Here is a 17871-nt window from a genome sequence, read left to right as displayed (position 1 = left end):
CTGATGACCCCCAAGTATAAACGAGTCTTGCTAAAATTAAGCGGTGAGGCCCTGTTGGGCGGTCAATCATTTGGCATAAGCCACGATGTCCTGACTTTTATTTCCGAAGAGATTAAAGAGATAATGGGACTGGGCGTACAACTGGCGGTGGTCATTGGCGGCGGCAATATCTTTCGGGGCATAGCCGGTGCTTCCCAGGGTATGGATAGGGCTTCTGCCGACTATATGGGCATGTTGGCTACGGTGATAAATGCCTTGGCCCTGCAGGATGCCCTGGAAAAAAAAGGCGTCCAGACCCGGGTGCAAACCGCTATTGAGATGCGGGAAGTAGCCGAACCCTACATAAGACGGCGCTCGATCCGGCATCTGGAAAAAGGAAGGGTGGTTATATTTGGAGCCGGTACCGGTAACCCCTATTTTACCACGGACACCACCGCCGCCCTCCGCGCCATGGAGATTCACGCCGATGTTATTCTTAAGGCCACGCGAGTGGACGGGGTCTATGATCGGGACCCTCTTAAAGATAAAAATGCCAGGATGTTTCGCAACTTGACCTACCTGGATGTATTGCAGAGAAAATTACGCGTTATGGATGCCACGGCTATTTCTTTAGCTATGGATCATCAAAAGCCTATAATAATCTTTAATATTCAAAAAAAGGGAAATATTAAAAAAGCTATTCTTGGAAAACCGGTCGGAACAACAGTGCAGGGCGCCGAACCATGAAGGACGAAGTCTTAAAAGATTTAAAGGCTAAAATGGAAAAGACCATTGAGGTTTTTAAACATGAGCTGGCCAGGATGCGTACCGGAAGGGCATCTGTTTCCCTCTTTGACGGCATTAAAGTGGACTATTATGGCTCCATGTTGCCGCTTAGCCAGGTGGCCTCTCTTACTGTGCCGGAACCCAGGCTTATTACTATTCAGCCCTGGGATACCAATGCCCTGGCCAATATTGAGCGGGCCATACTTAAATCAGAACTGGGGTTGACACCGGCAAATGACGGGAAAATTATACGGATAGCCATACCGCCTCTTACAGAAGAACGGCGGAAAGAGATCGTTAAATTGGTTAAAAAAACCACCGAGGAATACCGGGTTATCCTTCGGAATATACGCCGCGATGCCAATGAAGAACTTAAGGGTTTAAAAAAAGAAAAGATAATTTCAGAGGATGAAGCCTTTGCCGTGCAGGAAGAGGTACAAAAGATAACAGATAATTATATTAAAAAAGTGGAGCAGCTTTACGCTGAAAAGGAGAAAGAGATATTGGCGTTTTAATAAATAGCCATTTAAGTGTATTTTCTCTCCCTGGAAATTATCCGGTCATTCCCTAAGTTATCTCTCGATGTAGGGGTCGCAGACTTTGCCTCATTCAGATAGTCCGTTGTTAGATCCAAAAAAATTGCCCCGGCACTTAGCCATAATCATGGATGGAAATGGACGCTGGGCGAAATTGCGTTCTTTTCCCCGTATTGCCGGGCACCGGCAAGGTGTTGAATCTGTGCGCGAGGTAGTCCGGACTTGTCGGGAGATAGGGATTAAGTTTCTTACCTTATATGCCTTTTCTCAGGAAAACTGGCAACGCCCGCCAGGTGAAGTCAATGCCCTTATGGGTCTCCTTTCTGATTACTTAGAAAAAGAACTGGCGGAGATGCTCGCCAACGGGATATCGCTAAGGGCTATCGGGGAGATAAAAAGGCTCCCCCGGCCAGTTTATGAGGTCTTATTGCGTACGGTTAAACAAACAGAGTCTAATCAGGATATGGTTCTCACCCTGGCATTAAGTTACAGCGGCCGTGATGAGATCGTGCGTGCCGTGCGGGAGATCGCGCGCAGGGTAAACCAGGGTGCCCTGCTACCGGATGAAATAAGCGAAGGATATATAAGCCAGACCCTGGATACCGCCGCCGCCGGACTGCCTGATCCGGACTTCCTTATAAGAACAAGCGGAGAATACCGCTTAAGCAATTTTCTCCTCTGGCAAATGGCCTATACGGAAAATTATATCACCGACGTCTTATGGCCGGACTTTCGTAGAGAGGACCTCATAAGGGCCCTTCTGGATTACCAGGAAAGAGAGCGGCGTTTTGGCCTGACCAGTGAACAAATTAAGGGTAGCTATGCAGCACCTTAAACGTATAATAACCGCCCTGATTGCTACGCCCCTTCTAATAGCCGTTATATGGTATGGGCCCAGGTCTGTTTTTTTGTTGGTGATTTTGGCCACTGTGGCGATTAGTTTGCTGGAGTACTACGCCCTGGCCAGGAGAACCGATCTCTCCCTCCCGGTTTATTTCGGCATGTTGTTAGGCAGCCTCATCGTCCTTTCCAGTTATAATTTTTCCTTCCCCTGCACCCTGGCAGTGCTTTTTTTAATCACGGCCTTGAGTCTTGCATACTATTTGTTCAATTATGAGCCTCATCCCAGGGTCATTTATTCAATGGGCGTCTTCATTGCCGGTCTGGTATATGTGGCCTTTTCCCTATCCCACCTGGTTTTTATAAGACATCTGGCCCTGGGACGTATCTGGATTTTATTTCTTTTGGCTGTAGTCTTTGCAGGTGATGCCGGCGCTTACTGCGTAGGTGTTCCCTTGGGACGTCATAAGCTTTATCCGCGTGTAAGTCCGGGAAAGACCATAGAGGGGGCTATCGGGGGGCTGGCGGCCAGTATCGGGGCGGCCTATCTCATGAGCATCCATTTTTTCCCTTGGATAACTGTGAGACAGGTTATTTTTCTGGCCCTTTCCCTGGGAATTACCGCTCAAATTGGAGACCTTGTGGAGTCCATGTTTAAACGTTCTGCCCAGGTGAAAGATTCAGGCAAACTCTTTCCAGGGCATGGGGGGATGCTGGATCGCATAGATGGGGTTATTCTGGCCGCACCCGTCCTGTTTTATGAGCTGGTGTTTTTCATCCGGCCCTAATTTGCAGTAAAGGTATGCCACATTGAAAAGATTATCTATCCTGGGTTCTACCGGGTCCATTGGGCGCAACGTGTTGGAAGTGGCAGCGCGTTTTCCGGAACGTTTCCAGGTAGCCGGACTTTCTGCCGGCAAGAACATCGGATTGTTGATAGAACAGATTGAACGCTTTAGGCCGCGCTTGGTTTCTGTCCAGGATGAGAGACTGGCTGTGGAGTTAAAGGCCCGAATGCCAGCGGGGCTGGGCGTGGAGGTTGCTTCCGGTATAAACGGATGTAGAGAAGTGGCTACGCTGCCGGAAGTTGATATGGTTGTCTCGGCTATGGTGGGTGCCGCCGGTCTCGTGCCCACTTACGAGGCCATCTGTGCGGGGAAGAATATTGCCCTGGCCAATAAAGAGGTCCTGGTTACCGCCGGTTCGCTGATTATGAAAGCAGCCAAGGATAAGGGCGTCTCCATTAACCCTGTTGATAGTGAGCATGGCGCTATTTTCCAGTCCCTGTTAGGACACCGTAAAGAAGATGTCAGGAGGATTATACTCACAGCCTCAGGCGGACCGTTCTTGCATTATTCTTATGAGATGTTGCATAATATAACCCCGGCCGAGGCCTTAAAACATCCCAACTGGCAAATGGGCAGGAAGATAACGATTGACTCTGCCTCCTTAATGAACAAGGGACTGGAGGTTATAGAGGCTAAATGGCTTTTTGATCTCTCCGTCGAGCAGATAGTCGTGCAAATACACCCACAGAGTATAGTGCATTCTATGGTGGAGTATATAGATGGTTCTATAATTGCTCAACTGGGCATACCGGACATGCGTATTCCGATTGCCTATGCCCTTTCCGCCCCGGAGCGGATCGATATGGGGCTTCCCCGGCTGGATCTTCCATCAGTAAATAACCTGACTTTTTTAGAACCGGATATGGACAAATTTCCATGCCTGCGGCTGGCGTATGCGGCTTGTAAGCAGGGAGGGACCCTGCCCGTTGTCCTTAATGCGGCCAATGAGGTAGCGGTAGATGCCTTTCTCGAAGGCCGCATAAGATTCACGGATATTGCCCGTGTCGTGGAAGGCACGATGTATGGTTCGGAAGCCTCAGCAGTTAATTCACTGGAAGACGTCATGGCAGCGGATCATTTGGCCAGAATCCAGGCCGAAGAAGAGGTTAAAACGTATTCATGCAGAGAGCATAGGTTATAATGTAGGAGCAGCGGCTCACACGCCTGCAATGGCAAGAGGAACCCTGTTAGGCTACCGGGAAATCAAGTTAAATAAATTCTCTGTGTACTCTGTGGTTAGGTTTTGAAATACCGTGTGTAGGGAAAGAGGATAGATGACGACTGTTTTTACCGTGATAATAGTCCTGGGCGTATTGATCCTGGTGCATGAACTGGGGCATTTCTTGCTGGCCAAAGTCTTTAAGGTCAGGGTAGAAAAATTTTCTTTGGGTTTTGGCCCCAGGATATGGGGCAAGGTAGTTGGTGAAACGGAATATCGTATATCAGCCGTGCCCCTTGGTGGTTATGTTAAACTTTTTGGTGAAAACCCGGGGGAAACCGTTGAAGCCGATGAAGAGGCTAGGTCTTTTATCCATAAAAAATTGTGGCAACGGGGTCTTATTGTAGCGGCAGGGCCTTTTTCTAATCTTATTTTTGCCTTTTTCATATTTTTTGTCACTTTTATGGCCTTTGGGCAACCTACACTACCGGCGACTATAGGTGGCGTGCAAGACGGGCTGCCGGCACAGGAGGCCGGCCTTAGGCCCGGCGACCGGATCACCCACATCAATGGCCGTCACGTAAAAGAGTGGGATGAACTTGCCGGGATGGTACGCAAGGGCGGTAAACAGCCGCTGGATATTTATGCGGTGCGCGACGGCAAGGCCTTCAGGGTACAGATAACACCGGTTATAACTGCGCATCGCAACATATTTGGTGAGGAAGTTACGGTTCCGGTGATCGGGATATCGGCCTCTGATCACATTATTATGGACAGGATGAATCCCCTCGAAGCGTTTGTAGCCGGAATCGACCGGACCGGGAAAATTGTCTATATAACATATCTAAGTATAATAAAACTGGTACAGCGGATTGTGCCCATATCCACCTTGGGGGGACCTATTCTTATTGCTCAATTAGCCGGTGAGCAGGCACAGGCAGGGGTGGTTCCTCTTCTCTTCTTTGTGGCCTTATTGAGCATCAATCTGGGTGTTCTAAACTTATTGCCTATACCTATACTGGATGGTGGACATCTTCTTTTCCTGGGCATTGAGCTGGTCCTGGGGCGTCCGGTCAGCCTCAAAAAAAGAGAGATTGCTCAGCAAGTCGGGCTGGTTATTCTTATTTCCCTTATGGCCGTGGTCTTTTACAATGATATCCTTCGCCTCCTGGTAAAAGGGTGAATAGGGCAGGTAATATTTGAAGATTCTGGCTGTCGATACGTCTACTCATACCGGTAGCGTAGCCCTCACGGATAACGGAGCGGTGCTGGCTGAATACAGCCTCTTCAGCAAAGAGACGCACAGCCGGCGTTTATTGCAGGCGGTAGAGCATCTTTTGGCCCAAACCGGATTAGCCCTTAACGATATTGATGGTCTGGCCGTGACTATAGGGCCGGGCAGCTTTACAGGTATCCGGATTGGCCTGGCTACTTTCAAGGGACTGGCCCTGGCCACCGGGAAACCGGTCGTGGGCATATCAAGCCTGGATGCGCTGGCCGCAAACCTTCCCGTGGCTGACCGCCCGGTGTTTCCCGTTATTGATGCCCGAAAGAAAGAGGTTTTTACGGCTGCTTATTACCCAAATGAGGATGGCCGGCTGATAAAGACCTCCCCTGAGTTAGCCCTTTCGCCGCAGGACCTTGTCGTACGGATAAAAGAACGGGTGATACTGGTTGGAGATGGCGCCCGGTCTTACGGCGAATTCTTTGAAAAGGAGCTTGGTGACAAGGCATTCTTTGCTCCCGGCCCCTTTTCTTTTATCCGGGCTTCTAATGTGGCTTTCCTGGCGGCAGAGAAGTTTAAGGCCGGAGAGCAGGCCGATATTATTACCATGGTTCCTGCATATATCCGGCCATCCGAGGCCGAGCTAAAATGGGCCGGAAAAGATGGGGACATATCCTGATCAGCTTTAAGGCATAAAACAAATATGCTAAAATCGATGATAATCAGTTGACAAATCAGATGGTTATTTCTTATAGTGAACAAAGTCTGACGCGCAAGGGATGGTAATAAGATATGGAAGAAAAAGACAAGGCGTTGATGGCCCTTTGGATAGACAAAGATGAAGAGCTTAAGAGGGCGGCAAAAGAACATCAATCTCTGGAGAGAAAACTGGAGGAGTTTAATCAGAGGCCCTATCTAACCACAGAAGAAACCATGGAGAAGAAGCGTATTCAGAAGTTGAAACTAGCCGAGAAGGATAAAATAATGGCCATATTGGCCAAGTATCGGTAGGTGATTACTATGAAACTGACAGGCGCACAGATTTTGATCGAATGTTTGAAAAAGGAAGGCGTGGATCTGATCTTTGGATTTCCGGGTGGGGCGGTAATAGACATCTATGACGAACTCATGAAGTCTTCTATCCGTCACGTACTGGTAAGGCATGAGCAGGCTGCGGTACATGCCGCTGATGCCTATGCCCGTGTAACCGGCAAAGTGGGTGTAGTTCTCGTCACCTCCGGGCCGGGAGCTACAAACACGGTTACCGGCATTGCATCAGCTTATGGGGACTCCATCCCCGTGGTGGTTATGACCGGTCAGGTGCCTACCAAGCTCATTGGTAATGACGCCTTTCAGGAGGTGGATATCGTCGGCATTACCCGGCCATGTACTAAACACAATTATCTGGTGAAGAGTGTTAAGGATGTGGCCCAGACCGTGAGAGAGGCCTTTCACCTGGCCAGATCAGGACGGCCCGGCCCGGTGTTAATGGATTTGCCAAAGGACGTAATGGTTGATAGGACTGAATTTAAGTATCCGGAAACAATCAGTATGCGTACCTACAATCCAACCTATGGGGCACATGTGGGCCAGATAGAAAAGGCCGGCAAGTTAATCGTTCAATCCAGTCGCCCTGTGCTTTACGTCGGCGGCGGGATCATAGCCTCCAATGCGGCAGCCGAGTTGACCGGGCTGGCCACTCTCGCGCAGATACCGACTACTGCTACTTTGATGGGTTTGGGCGGGTTTCCGGGCACGCATCCGCTGTGGATGGGGATGCTGGGAATGCATGGCACCTATTGTTCGAATATGGCTGTGGCGAATTGTGACCTCCTTATCGCGGTAGGGGCCCGCTTTGACGACCGGGTTACCGGTAAGCTGGATGCCTTTGCTTCCCATGCCAAGATTATTCATATTGATATTGATCCCACCTCCATCAGCAAAAATGTCAGGGTGGATGTGCCGATAGTGGCTGACTGCAAAAACGCCCTTGGAAAGCTCGTCACTTTCCTCAAAAGGGAAAAGGATATAAACTGGAAAGAAAAACATGAAGAGTGGCTGGCCCAGGTGCGTGATTGGGATAAAAAACATCCCCTTTCCTATAAGGAAGAAAAGGGAGTGATAAAACCGCAATATGTAGTAGAAAAACTTTATGAACTCACGAAGGGCAAGGCGATTATTACCACAGAAGTCGGTCAAAACCAGATGTGGGCCGCGCAATTTTATAAGTTTGCCGAGCCGCGTTCACTTATGACCTCGGGTGGTCTGGGAGTTATGGGATATGGATTCCCGGCCGCCATCGGGGCCCAGTTGGCAGCGCCGGATCGGATAGTCATAGACATAGCCGGAGACGGTAGTATTCAGATGAACATCCAGGAGATGGCCACGGCTATGGAACAGCGGTTGCCGGTAAAAATTGCTATCCTAAATAATCAATATCTGGGTATGGTGCGCCAATGGCAAGAACTATTTTATGGAAAACGGTATGCAGCCACCTCAATGGCTACCGCACCTGATTTCGTTAAATTGGCTGAGGCTTATGGCGCGGTGGGGCTCCGGGCCACCAAACCCGAAGAGGTAGTGCCGGTTATTAAAAAGGCCTTGAAGACCCCAAACCTTGTGATTATGGAGTTTGTCATTCCGCATGAAGAAAAGGTTTATCCCATGGTGCCGGCCGGTAAGGCAACTACCGAAATGCTCTTAGTTTAACAGTGCAGAAATTCCCAATTTCGGACGCAGATGAACGTAGATTATCAAAATGTTAACTATAGAAAATATTTCCTGCGGGTATCCGCGAAAATCTGCGTCCTAGTTAAAAAAACGGGAGATTACTCATGAAACATACATTTTCGGTTCTGGTTGAAAATAAGCCCGGCGTTCTTTCGCGAGTGGCAGGGCTCTTTAGCGGCCGGGGTTTTAACATCGAGAGCCTTTGCGTGGCTGAAACTCTGGACTCGGAGTTATCCCTTATAACGTTAGTGACCCGGGGTGACGAACAAATTATTGAGCAGATCAACAAGCAGTTGAATAAATTGATCAATGTGCTCAAGGTAGTGGATGTAAGTGAAGGGGATTTTGTAGAACGGGAGATGGTTCTGGTTAAAGTTAAGGCAGAAGGAAATACTCGTGCCGAGGTTCTGCGCATGGCGGATATCTTTCGGGGCAAGATTGTGGATGTCAGCCCGAGGGAATATACTATTGAACTCACCGGTGATGAAAACAAGATAAAGGCGGTACTGGAATTGTTAAGACCGCTGGGGATAAAAGAGGTGGCCCGTACCGGAACCATTGCCATGCCACGCAGCAAAAAGATGCCGTAGTTATACTGAACGGCATTAGTTTTCATCCGGAAGCCCAAAAATTCCGGATGGAGCAATCAGCACTCAGCTATCAGCGTTCAGCTTAATATGTTGTTTGTCTTAGGTTTTTGCTGACAGCTAATCGCTGATCGCTGAAAGCGTGAAGCCGGAAACGTTAGTTTCCGGATGAACACTAGATAAGGGAGGAAGTTGGATGCGGATTTATTATGACAAAGATGCGGACCTGAAAAAGTTTAAAAACAAAAAAATAGCCGTCATCGGCTATGGCAGCCAGGGGCACGCCCAGGCCCAGAACCTGCGCGATAGCGGGCTTAACGTTATAGTGGGGCAAAGGCCGGGTTCGGCTAATTACGATCTGGCGGTAAGACATGGATTTAAACCGGTTAGCGCTTCCGAAGCCAGTAAAGAGGCGGATGTTATTCAGATACTAACCCAGGACCACATCCAGGCCATGCTTTACGAAAAGGATGTCCTGCCTCACCTTAAAAAAGGAAAAACCCTGGTTTTTTCTCATGGGTTTAATATCCACTATGGGCAGATTACGCCTTCCAAGGATATTGATGTGGTTATGGTTGCGCCTAAGGGCCCGGGACATCTCGTCCGCTCGGAGTATGAAAAAGGGGCTGGTGTTCCTGCTCTGGTGGCTATTCATCAGGACGTCAGTGGTAAGGCGATGGAAACAGCCCTGACTTACGCCAGAGGTATAGGCGCCACACGGGCCGGAGTTATCGAGACCACCTTTAAAGAAGAGACAGAGACCGATCTTTTTGGGGAGCAGGTCGTCCTCTGTGGCGGAGTAACAGAACTCGTAAAAGCCGGATTTGAGACCCTGGTCGAGGCCGGCTATCAGCCGGAGATTGCCTATTTTGAGTGTCTGCACGAGTTGAAATTAATCGTTGATCTTTTCTATCAGGGGGGTATCCGCTACATGCGCTATTCGGTCAGTGACACTGCCGAATACGGCGACTTGACCCGCGGCAAAAGAATCGTTACCGATGAGACGCGGCGGGAAATGAAGCGCATCCTTGAGGAGATACAAAACGGCTCCTTTGCCCGGGACTGGATACTGGAGAACAAGGCCAACCGGCCGGTATTCAATGCGTTACGGCGCAGGGAGGCAGAACACCCTATAGAAGAAGTCGGCGAACGCCTGCGGGCCATGATGAGCTGGCTGCAGGAAAAGAAGAAGAAATAGGCATTAGCTGATGTTGCAGCCCGGAATACCTGTGGCCAAAGAAGGTTATCCGTTCATTTTTATCGCCGCCTTTACGGCGCTGCTGGCAGCGCTATTAAATTGGGTTATCGTCTCGGTATTTTTTTGGGCGGCAGGCATCTTTATCCTGTATTTTTTCCGGGATCCGGAGAGGGTGGTCCCAGACGATCCGCGCGCCGTGGTCTCTCCGGCAGACGGCAAGGTCATACTGATTGAAAAGGTGACCGATGAACGGTTCTTACATGGGCAGGTTTTGAAGATCAGTATTTTTATGAATATCTTCAACGTCCATGTCAATCGCATACCGTATGACGGCGTGGTGGAGGAGATACGATATCAGGCCGGGCAATTTCTGGCCGCTGATCAGGCTCGGGCCAGTTTTGAGAATGAAAATAACGCTGTTTTTCTCGAGGTAGAGGATGACCGGCGCATGGTCGTCGTTCAGGTGGCCGGTGTGCTGGCCCGGCGCATTGTCTGCTGGGCGGAAAATGGCGATAAGGTAAGGAAAGGGATGCGGTTTGGCATGATCCGTTTTGGGTCACGTCTTGATATTTATCTACCTTTAAGCACCCAGATAGAAGTAGAGATAGACCAGCGCGTTGTGGCTGGTCAGACTGTTTTGGGGTATCTGACATGATTAGGAGAAGGAAAAAGAAGAGGGATAAGAGGAGACGGGGCATCTATATCCTGCCCAATCTTTTTACGACGGCCAGCCTGTTTAGCGGGTTTTATAGCATTATTTCCGCTATTGGAGGCCATTATTACACGGCCGCCGTGGCCATCCTTATCTCCTGTGTCTTTGACATGCTGGACGGCAGAATCGCCCGTTTGACCAGGACAACCAGCCGGTTTGGGCTGGAATACGATTCCCTTTCGGATCTTGTGGCCTTTGGCGTAGCCCCGGCCATTCTGGCATTTCTCTGGGCGTTGCAGCCTTATCGCCGCCTGGGCTGGCTGGCGGCCTTTCTTTATGTGGCAACGTGCGCATTGCGGCTGGCCCGGTTTAACACCCAGGTTAACAACATTGACAGCCGCTATTTTAACGGCCTTCCCTGTCCGAGCGCCGCCGCCCTGGTAGCTACGAGTGTTTTACTGCATCACGAATTATCAGGCAGTACGGGAACGTTTCAGCATCCGGGTGTGCTCATAATGATATATATCCTTTCTTATCTTATGGTCAGCACTGTACCCTATCATAGTCTTAAAAGTTCGCAACTCTTTCAGAAAAAACCTTTTCATGTCCTGGTAGCGGCCATCCTGCTCATAATGGTTATAGCTATGGAGCCCCATATCACCCTGTTTATATTGACGGCGCTCTATGTTGCTTCTGGGCCTGTCCTTTTTGTAGCCCTTTACCGCCGCCGGAAAGCGGAAAAACTCCTGGCCGAACAAGGCCAAACCCACCAGGCAGGGTAGATAATAGTGATGGGGCAGGGGGCAAAATTCAGAATACAGGACAGAAGACGTCAGAACGTTCGGCGTTCGAAACGTTCAACAACTGGATGACTCGAACAACTTGAACGTGTCGAACAGTTCGAACGCAGATGATGACTGAAAGTTATTAGTCAATAGCACAGTACAAGAGGTTAGGTTAATTTTGATTTTTCTAACTCTGCGTGGTTTGTGGTGAATAAATAACTGAGAGCCGAAGGCTAATAGCTGATTTTTTGGCAATACGGTAAGATCATGAAGGATAAGATTTTTATTTTTGATACGACCTTGCGAGATGGTGAGCAATCGCCCGGCGCCAGTATGAATATCAGCGAGAAGGTGCGCGTAGCGCATCAACTGGAAAAATTAAATGTGGATATCATAGAGGCGGGCTTTCCCGTGTCTTCCAGGGGCGATTTTGAAGCCGTAAAAGCCGTGGCCAAGGAGGTAAAAAATATCCAGGTGGCGGCCCTGGCCCGGGCCAATACCAAAGACATCGACCGGGCTGCAGAGGCCCTTAAAGCAGCCAAGTACCCATGTATCCATATATTTCTTGCCACTTCGGATATCCATCTTAAGTATAAGCTGAAAAAGAGCCGGGAAGAAGTGTTAAAAATGGCGGCAGAGGCGGTAAAGTACGCCCGGCGTTTTACGGACAGCGTGGAGTTTTCCGCCGAAGATGCCTCGCGTAGTGACCTGGACTTTGTCTGCAAGGTCTTTGCCTCGGTGATAAAGTCAGGGGCTACGGTTCTCAATTTCCCGGACACCGTCGGATATGCTGTACCGGATGAATTCGGGCAAAAGATTAAATATGTCATGGAGCATACCACGGGTATAGAGAAGGCCCGGTTAAGTGTGCATTGCCATAATGATCTCGGTCTGGCGGTAGCCAATTCCCTGTCCGCTATAGCCCATGGGGCGCGTCAGGTAGAGGTGACCATAAACGGCATAGGCGAGAGGGCCGGCAATGCCGCTTTGGAAGAAGTGGTCATGGCTATCCGGACGCGGGCGGATGCCCTGAAAGTGCAAACGGATATAGTTACCGAGCACATCTGTGCCTCCAGCCGGCTCGTTACCATGATTACCGGCATACCCGTTCAGCCCAACAAGGCCATAGTGGGGGCGAATGCCTTTGCGCACGAGGCCGGGATACATCAGGACGGTGTGTTAAAGGAACGGACCACCTACGAGATTATGAATCCCTGTGCCATTGGCTTGGCTAAGAGCAGCCTGGTGATGGGGAAACACTCCGGCCGGCATGCCTTTAAGCAGAAACTGAAAGAGCTTGGCTATAAGCTGGGAGAGGCCGACATAGACCGGGTTTTCGAAAGATTTAAGGACCTGTCAGATAAGAAGAAGACGGTCTTCGATGACGATATCGAGGCCCTGATTACGGACGAGATATTTCGAGGTAAAGATAAGTACCAATTGGTCTATCTGGGAGTAGTTACCGGAACTGAGGCTGTTCCTACGGCTACAGTTCAGATTGACATTGACGGGGAGCTTCAGCAGGAGGCCGAGTTCGGGGTTGGCCCGATTGATGCGACTTTTAATGCCATTACCAAGATAACCAGTGTTAAGGCAAAGCTGCTCCGTTTTTCGGTGAACTCCATCACCGGGGGCACGGATGCCCAGGGAGAGGTTACCGTGCGGCTGGAGGAAGATGGTCAGGTGGTTATTGGCCAAGGGGCAGATGCAGACATTATTATAGCCAGCGCCAAGGCCTATTTGAACGCCTTAAACAGACTGGAATATCTCAAGAGAAATCCGGTCAAGTCGCTTTATTAAGACTGCCAACAAGGCGCCAAGACACAAAAGAATTATCGTAACAATTTAGCGTTTTGAAAAGGCATGATAAAAAGTGCGAAGAAACATATCAAATCTGGAAATCAGGAACTCAGGGAAGTGCAAACCCAAATAAAGAGGGTCTATCTTTTCCTGATTTTCTGAGTTCCAGATTAATAGCCTTTTCTGAATGTAGGACTGTTTAACACACCTAAAGTGTTACGAATAATCTTAGTCTTGGTGTCTTAGTGGCTGAATAGTTACAAATTCCGGCTACAAAGGGCAGGTCATAACTTGATCTGTCCTTTTTATTAAAGGAAGGCGGTATAGGGATATGGGTATGACTATTACAGAGAAGATACTGGCCCAGGGGGCGGGACTGGCTGAGGTCAAACCAGGCCAGCTCATTGAGGTCCAAATCGATATGGCCTTGGGTAATGACATTACGGCCCCTCTGGCTATTGATATAGTGCGATCAGCCGGGGTTAAATCCGTATTCGACCGGGAGAAGATAGCCATGGTTCCCGATCACTTTGTGCCGAACAAGGATATAAAGGCCGCCACTCAGGTCAAAATCCTGCGCGATTTTGCCAAGGAGTTCGGCATAGTAAATTACTTTGAGCTGGGCGAGATGGGGGTTGAGCACGCCCTTTTGCCGGAAAAAGGGCTGGTTTTGCCCGGGGATATCGTTATCGGTGCGGATAGCCATACCTGCACCTATGGCGCACTGGGGGCCTTTGCCACGGGCGTGGGAAGCACCGATCTGGCGGCTGCGATGATTACCGGCAAGGTCTGGCTCAAGGTCCCGGAGTCCATGAAATTCATTTATCATGGGAAACTCCCGCCTTTTGTCTGTGGCAAGGACCTTATTTTATATACCATCGGGCAGATCGGCGTGGATGGCGCCCTTTACCGTGCCATGGAATTTACCGGAGAAGCCATAGACAATCTGCCCATGGCTGACCGTTTTACTATGGCTAATATGGCCATTGAGGCGGGCGGCAAAAACGGGATCATAGCGCCGGATAAGGGCACAGAGGCGTACGTGCGTGGCCGCAGCCGGAGAAAGCACCGGTTTTATGCCAGTGATAAAGATGCCACGTATGTCGAGACTATTGAGTACGACGTCTCAAAGATTGAGCCGCAGGTAGCTTTCCCGCATCTGCCGTCAAATACCAGGGGCATTTCCCATGTGGGAAATGTGCCCATCGATCAGGCGGTAATCGGTTCTTGCACCAATGGCCGTTTGGAGGATCTGGAGGTTGCAGCCCATGTTCTTCGAGGGCGGAAGGTTGCTCCGCATGTACGCCTGATCGTTATTCCGGCTACGCCTCTGATTTACAGGCAGGCCATGCATAAAGGGCTTTTCGATATCTTCCTGGAGGCGGGCGGCATCATAAGTCCGCCTACCTGCGGTCCTTGCTTAGGCGGGCACATGGGCATTCTGGCTAAGGGCGAACGGGCCATAGCCACAACTAACCGGAATTTCGTCGGCCGCATGGGCCATCCGGAGAGCGAGGTCTATCTGGCCAATCCGGCGGTAACCGCGGCATCGGCTGTTTTGGGCCGCATAGGCGGGCCGGAAGAACTCGGGGTAATACCAAAAGATTAACCACAGAGCACACAGAGAGATAAAAAAGAGTTAGGATTCAAAATACAGAAGGAATTAAAAAGATTGGATCCTCCGGTATCGAGTCTTCTGACTCATGAATTCTGTCTCCTACATTCTGTGGCTGAGGAGAAAAAATGAAACTAACAGGCAAGGTCTGGAAATTCGGCGATAATATTGACACCGATGTGATTATACCGGCCAGACATCTGACTACGTTTGACCCCAGAGAATTGGCCAGGCATTGTATGGAAGATAAAGATCCATCGTTTGCACAGAAAGTAAAGCCTGGGGATATTATAGTGGCCGGAAGAAACTTCGGCTGCGGGTCTTCGCGGGAGCACGCCCCCATTGCCCTTAAAGGTTGTGGCCTGAGCTGTGTGGTAGCCAGGAGCTTTGCCCGCATCTTTTTCCGGAACGCATTCAATATGGGGCTTCTAATTTTCGAATGTCCGGAAGTGGTTGACGCCGTAGAGGAAGGCGATACCATAGAGATAGATGTGGCTTCGGGGAAAATCTCTATCGCGGGGAAGGGGCTTTCATTTGCGGCCCAGCCGATTCCTCCCTTTATGCAGGAATTGCTGAGAGATGGCGGCCTCATTTCGCATATTATGAAGAAGGTGAAAAAGGCTTAATTTTTCACCGCAGAGCACGCAGAGAAAAGTTTTTAAAGTACTTTCTGCGGCTGAATCAAAAGGAGATAGATACCTATTATGGGAACCAGAAACTATAACATTGCAATTATTCCGGGGGACGGCACCGGTCCTGAGGTTGTTGCCCAAGGGATCAAAGTCCTTAAGGCGGCTGGGGACTTGTATGGCATGGCGTTCCATTTTACGGAGTTTGATTTTGGTGGAGAGCGTTATCTGCGTACCGGCGAGACCCTGCCGGATACGGCTATTGAGGAGTTAAAAGGCTTTCAGGCCATCTATCTGGGCGCTATCGGGCACCCGGGGGTCAAGCCCGGCATCCTGGAAAAGGGTATTTTACTTAAACTCCGTTTTGCCCTGGATCAGTACATAAACCTCCGGCCGGTTATCCTCTATCCGGGGGTGGATACGCCCCTTAAAGATAAAAGACCGGAGGATATTGATTTCCTGGTGGTGCGCGAAAATACGGAAGGGCTTTATGCCGGCGCCGGCGGGGTGCTGAGAAAGGGGACGCCGGATGAGGTGGCCGTACAGGAGTCCATAAATACCAGGAAGGGCGTAGAACGCTGCATCCGCTTTGCCTTTGACTCTTGCCGGCATCGCAACAAGCGCCGCAAATTGACCCTGTGCGGCAAGACAAACGTGCTTACTTTTGCCTTCGATCTATGGGAGCGGACCTTCCATGAGGTAGCTAAAGAATATCCGGATATTCAAACGGATTATGCCCATGTAGATGCTATCTGTATGTGGATGGTCAAGAACCCGGAATGGTTTGATGTCATTGTAACTGATAATATGTTTGGTGATATAATTACTGATCTGGGGGCCATGATCCAGGGCGGCATGGGCATTGCCGCAGGCGGAAACATAAATCCCGGCGGTGTATCCATGTTTGAGCCTATCGGCGGCTCAGCGCCCAAATACACCGGGAAGAATGTCATTAATCCATTGGCGGCTATAGCGGCCGGGCAGATGATGGTGGATAATCTGGGCGAAGAGAAGGCAGCGCGGGCTATAGAAATTGGCATTAAGGAGATCGTGACAAGGCTGAAGAGCCTGGCTGCCGGCAAGATGGGTTATACTACTACCGAGGTGGGCGATCTGGTTGTGTCGGCCTTGCCGAAGCCGTAAAAGCGTTTAGCCCTCAGCCGTCAGCGATCCGCAAGATAAAAAACAATAATTATCGCAACAAGTTAGCGTTTTGAAAATGGATGATAAAAAGTGCAAAGAAACATATCAAATCTGGAAATCAGGAACTCAGGGAAGTACAAACCCAAATAAAGAGGGTTTATCTTTTCCTGATTTTCTGAGTTCCAGATTAATAGCCTTTTCTGAATGTAGGACTGTTTCAAACACCTAAAGTGTTACTAATTAACTATGGAGACTTTTTTGTTTTTACTGAAAGCTGATCGCTTAGAATTATTGCAAAAGGAGTGACGACCATGGGCAAAAAGGCTAAATACAACGTAGCGGTGGCCGGGGCCACCGGGGCGGTTGGTCAGTGTATGATTAAGGTGCTGGAGGAGAGAAAATTCCCAGTGGATGAAGTTCGTCTCCTGGCCTCAGAACGGTCTGTAGGTAAGGAGTTGACCTTTCAGGGGCATAAGGTACCGGTGGACCGGTTGACCAGGGATTCCTTTAAAGGGATAGATATCGCCCTATTTTCCGCAGGGGCGGCACGGAGTTTAGAATTTGCCCCGGCGGCTGCGGCATCCGGGGCGGTGGTGGTGGATAACTCAAGCGCCTTTCGCATGGACCCGGATGTTCCCCTGGTGGTACCGGAGGTCAATCCCGGTGATGTTGGCCTGTACACGAAAAAAGGCATTATTGCCAATCCAAATTGTTCGACCATCCAGATGGTGGTGGCCCTTAAGCCAATCCATGATGTAGCCGGGATTAAACGTATCGTAGTGTCAACCTACCAGGCGGTATCCGGGACCGGGCAGAAGGCTATTGCGGAGCTGGAAGAACAAGTGCGCGCTTATGTAGCCGGAAAGGAAATGCCCCGGTCGGTATATCCGCACCAGATCGCCTTTAACTGTCTTCCGCATATCGACTCTTTCCTGCCCAATGGCTATACCAAAGAAGAAATGAAGATGGTCAACGAGACCAGAAAGATCATAGGTGATGATTCCATCCGGGTGACGGCCACTACAGTCCGCGTGCCTGTCTTCTGGGGACATTCAGAGTCTGTAAATATCGAGACGGAAAAAAAGATCACGGCGGACAACGTCAAAGAGCTTCTGAAAAAAACCCCTGGTGTAGTAGTAATTGACGATCCTGCCCAAAATCTGTATCCTTTAGCTATATATGCTGCCGGGCGTGATGAGACCTTTGTAGGCCGGATTCGCGAGGACGAGTCGATTGCCAATGGAATTAATATGTGGGTTGTCGCTGATAACATCCGTAAGGGGGCAGCTACAAATGCAGTGCAGATAGCGGAGATATTGATTGAAAAATATTTGTAGGAGGGACTGATCTTAAGTCGCC

Annotated in this window: 18 protein-coding genes; all 18 read left to right on the top strand. The window is 49.7% G+C overall.

What is annotated here, in order from left to right; all coding sequences use genetic code 11:
- Complete coding sequence (gene pyrH / locus RDU59_02960) at window positions 1-726, top strand: UMP kinase (GenBank protein ID MDQ7837436.1); 726 nt, start codon at window positions 1-3, stop codon at window positions 724-726.
- Entirely contained in the window at window positions 723-1280 is a 558-nt protein-coding gene (gene frr / locus RDU59_02955) for a ribosome recycling factor (GenBank protein ID MDQ7837435.1), read from the top strand. The genes pyrH and frr overlap by 4 nt, the downstream gene beginning before the upstream one ends.
- An 85-nt stretch (window positions 1281-1365) precedes the next feature.
- Window positions 1366-2136, top strand: coding sequence for an isoprenyl transferase (locus RDU59_02950; GenBank protein MDQ7837434.1), 771 nt, complete (start codon window positions 1366-1368; stop codon window positions 2134-2136).
- Window positions 2123-2929, top strand: coding sequence for a phosphatidate cytidylyltransferase (locus tag RDU59_02945; protein ID MDQ7837433.1), 807 nt, complete (start codon window positions 2123-2125; stop codon window positions 2927-2929). Before RDU59_02950 ends, RDU59_02945 begins: the two co-directional genes overlap by 14 nt.
- A gap of 22 nt (window positions 2930-2951) precedes the next feature.
- Window positions 2952-4130, top strand: coding sequence for a 1-deoxy-D-xylulose-5-phosphate reductoisomerase (locus RDU59_02940; GenBank protein MDQ7837432.1), 1179 nt, complete (start codon window positions 2952-2954; stop codon window positions 4128-4130).
- A 133-nt stretch (window positions 4131-4263) separates the two neighbouring features.
- Window positions 4264-5331 (top strand): RIP metalloprotease RseP, encoded by a 1068-nt coding sequence (gene rseP / locus RDU59_02935; GenBank protein MDQ7837431.1) that lies wholly within the window; start codon window positions 4264-4266, stop codon window positions 5329-5331.
- 16 nt (window positions 5332-5347) lie between these two features.
- Window positions 5348-6052: a tRNA (adenosine(37)-N6)-threonylcarbamoyltransferase complex dimerization subunit type 1 TsaB gene (tsaB, locus tag RDU59_02930; GenBank protein MDQ7837430.1), complete on the top strand. Its 705-nt coding sequence runs from the start codon at window positions 5348-5350 to the stop codon at window positions 6050-6052.
- A gap of 113 nt (window positions 6053-6165) precedes the next feature.
- Window positions 6166-6384 (top strand): DUF465 domain-containing protein, encoded by a 219-nt coding sequence (locus RDU59_02925; GenBank protein ID MDQ7837429.1) that lies wholly within the window; start codon window positions 6166-6168, stop codon window positions 6382-6384.
- Between the two features lie 9 nt (window positions 6385-6393).
- Entirely contained in the window at window positions 6394-8082 is a 1689-nt protein-coding gene (ilvB, locus tag RDU59_02920; protein ID MDQ7837428.1) for a biosynthetic-type acetolactate synthase large subunit, read from the top strand.
- A gap of 125 nt (window positions 8083-8207) precedes the next feature.
- The gene (ilvN, locus tag RDU59_02915; protein MDQ7837427.1) at window positions 8208-8693 is read left to right on the top strand and encodes an acetolactate synthase small subunit; all 486 of its coding nucleotides are present in this window, start codon (window positions 8208-8210) and stop codon (window positions 8691-8693) included.
- A 193-nt stretch (window positions 8694-8886) separates the two neighbouring features.
- On the top strand, window positions 8887-9888 hold the full coding sequence (gene ilvC / locus RDU59_02910; protein MDQ7837426.1) for a ketol-acid reductoisomerase: 1002 nt from the start codon (window positions 8887-8889) through the stop codon (window positions 9886-9888).
- Window positions 9889-9919: 31 nt separating this feature from the next.
- Window positions 9920-10543 (top strand): phosphatidylserine decarboxylase family protein, encoded by a 624-nt coding sequence (locus tag RDU59_02905; protein ID MDQ7837425.1) that lies wholly within the window; start codon window positions 9920-9922, stop codon window positions 10541-10543.
- On the top strand, window positions 10540-11322 hold the full coding sequence (pssA, locus tag RDU59_02900; GenBank protein MDQ7837424.1) for a CDP-diacylglycerol--serine O-phosphatidyltransferase: 783 nt from the start codon (window positions 10540-10542) through the stop codon (window positions 11320-11322). The genes RDU59_02905 and pssA overlap by 4 nt, the downstream gene beginning before the upstream one ends.
- A 270-nt stretch (window positions 11323-11592) precedes the next feature.
- Window positions 11593-13125, top strand: coding sequence for a 2-isopropylmalate synthase (locus RDU59_02895; protein ID MDQ7837423.1), 1533 nt, complete (start codon window positions 11593-11595; stop codon window positions 13123-13125).
- Window positions 13126-13456: 331 nt separating this feature from the next.
- Entirely contained in the window at window positions 13457-14734 is a 1278-nt protein-coding gene (leuC, locus tag RDU59_02890) for a 3-isopropylmalate dehydratase large subunit (protein ID MDQ7837422.1), read from the top strand.
- 134 nt (window positions 14735-14868) lie between these two features.
- Complete coding sequence (locus RDU59_02885; GenBank protein ID MDQ7837421.1) at window positions 14869-15366, top strand: 3-isopropylmalate dehydratase small subunit; 498 nt, start codon at window positions 14869-14871, stop codon at window positions 15364-15366.
- Window positions 15367-15444: 78 nt separating this feature from the next.
- Entirely contained in the window at window positions 15445-16512 is a 1068-nt protein-coding gene (locus RDU59_02880; GenBank protein ID MDQ7837420.1) for a 3-isopropylmalate dehydrogenase, read from the top strand.
- A 311-nt stretch (window positions 16513-16823) separates the two neighbouring features.
- The gene (locus RDU59_02875; protein ID MDQ7837419.1) at window positions 16824-17849 is read left to right on the top strand and encodes an aspartate-semialdehyde dehydrogenase; all 1026 of its coding nucleotides are present in this window, start codon (window positions 16824-16826) and stop codon (window positions 17847-17849) included.
- Window positions 17850-17871 lie beyond the last annotated feature (22 nt).

Source organism: Thermodesulfobacteriota bacterium (genome assembly GCA_031082315.1).
GTDB lineage: Bacteria > Desulfobacterota > QYQD01 > QYQD01 > QYQD01 > QYQD01.
This window is presented reverse-complemented; position numbering and strand designations above follow the sequence as displayed.